The organism is Streptomyces sp. UH6, assembly GCF_013421635.1.
In the GTDB taxonomy this organism is placed as follows: domain Bacteria; phylum Actinomycetota; class Actinomycetes; order Streptomycetales; family Streptomycetaceae; genus Streptomyces; species Streptomyces abyssomicinicus.
Genome location: NZ_JACADT010001162.1, coordinates 1 through 1,621, shown reverse-complemented (window position 1 = coordinate 1,621; position 1,621 = coordinate 1). Strand labels below are relative to the sequence as shown.

The following is a 1,621-nucleotide window of genomic DNA, read 5'->3' as shown; positions in this document are numbered from 1 at the left end:
CGCCGAGAAGCTGGAGGTCTGCGGTCACGCCTCGTTGCAGTTCCTGGGCGGCCCGGACCACTTCGAGGAGCGCCGCCCGTACGCCGACCCGGTGCTGCTGGTGCCCAGCGGCATCGCCACCACCGTCGTGCAGGGCCGCGAGGACGTCGACGTCCCGCCGCCGGTCGCCGAGTCGTACGCGCGGGCGGCGGCGCTCGCGGGCGAGGTGGTGGGCGTGACGCTGCTGGAGGGCGTCGGCCACTTCCCGCTGATCGACCCGGCCGCCGACGCCTGCGCCGTGGTGGCCGAGGAGATCGCCCAGCTCGCCTGGTGAGCGGGGGAGACCGCCCGGCCGGCCCGGTGAACGGGAAAACCGCCCGGCCCGCGTGGTGCGCCGGGGCGTCCGGGTGACATGGTGAACGGGTGAATCCCCCGGTTGCCCAGATCTTCTCCCCCTCCGATCCGGACCTCGTCGCCGACCCGTACCCGGCCTACGACGCGCTGCGGGCGCGCGGCCGGGTGCTGTGGTGCGAGGAGACCGGCCAGTGGCTGGTGCCGCACCACGCCGACGTCTCCGCGCTGCTGCGCGACCGGCGGCTCGGACGGACCTACCGGCACCGCTTCACCGACGAGGAGTTCGGCCGCACGCCTCCCCCGCCGGAGCACGAGCCGTTCCACACCCTCAACGACCACGGCATGCTCGACCTGGAGCCGCCGGACCACACCCGGATCCGGCGGCTGGTCTCCCAGGCGTTCACCCCGCGCACCGTGGAACGGCTGCGGCCGTACGTGCGCTCACTCGCCGGGGAACTGGCCGGGCGGCTGGTGGACGCGGGCGGCGGCGATCTGCTGGCGGAGGTGGCCGAACCGCTGCCGGTGGCGGTGATCGCCGAGATGCTGGGCGTCCCGGAGGCCGACCGGGCGCCGCTGCGGCCCTGGTCGGCGGCGATCTGCGGGATGTACGAGCTGAACCCGTCCGAGGAGACCGCGGCGGCGGCCGTCCGCGCCTCCGTAGAGTTCAGCGACTACCTGCGGGAACTGATCGCCGAACGCCGCCGCCGCCCCGGCGGGGACGACCTGATCACCGCGCTCGTCGCCGCCCACGACGAGGGCGACCGGCTCACCGAGCAGGAGATGATCTCCACCTGCGTGCTGCTGCTCAACGCGGGACACGAGGCCACCGTCAACGGCACGGGCAACGCCTGGGCGGCGCTCCTCGCCCACCCGGAGCAGCTGGCGGCGCTGCGCGCGGACCACTCGCTGGTGCCGTCCGCGGTGGAGGAGCTGATGCGTTTCGACACGCCGCTCCAGCTGTTCGAGCGCTGGGTGCTGGAGGACGTCGAGATCGACGGCACGGTGATCCCGCGCGGCGCGGAGCTGGCACTGCTGTTCGGGTCGGCCAACCGCGATCCGGCGGTGTTCGAACGGCCGGACCGGCTGGACCTGGCCCGGCGGGAGAACCCGCACATCTCGTTCAGCGCGGGGATCCACTACTGCATCGGGGCGCCGCTGGCCCGGATGGAGCTGGCCGCCTCGATGACCGCGCTGCTGGAGCGCGCTCCGCGGATGCGGCTCGCCGCCGAGCCGGTCCGGCGGCCGAACCTGGTCATGCGGGGGCTGGAGGAGCTGCGGGTGGAGATCC

1 protein-coding gene and 1 pseudogene are annotated in these 1,621 nt (G+C 74.3%); both read left to right on the top strand.

Annotation, left to right across the window (positions count from 1 at the left end; genetic code table 11):
• Positions 1–313 (top strand): annotated as a pseudogene (locus HW445_RS30240) (alpha/beta hydrolase); the annotation flags it as partial.
• Positions 314–402: 89 nt separating this feature from the next.
• On the top strand, positions 403–1,621 hold a 1,219-nt coding region (locus HW445_RS30235), incomplete at its 3' end, for a cytochrome P450 (RefSeq protein WP_180223994.1).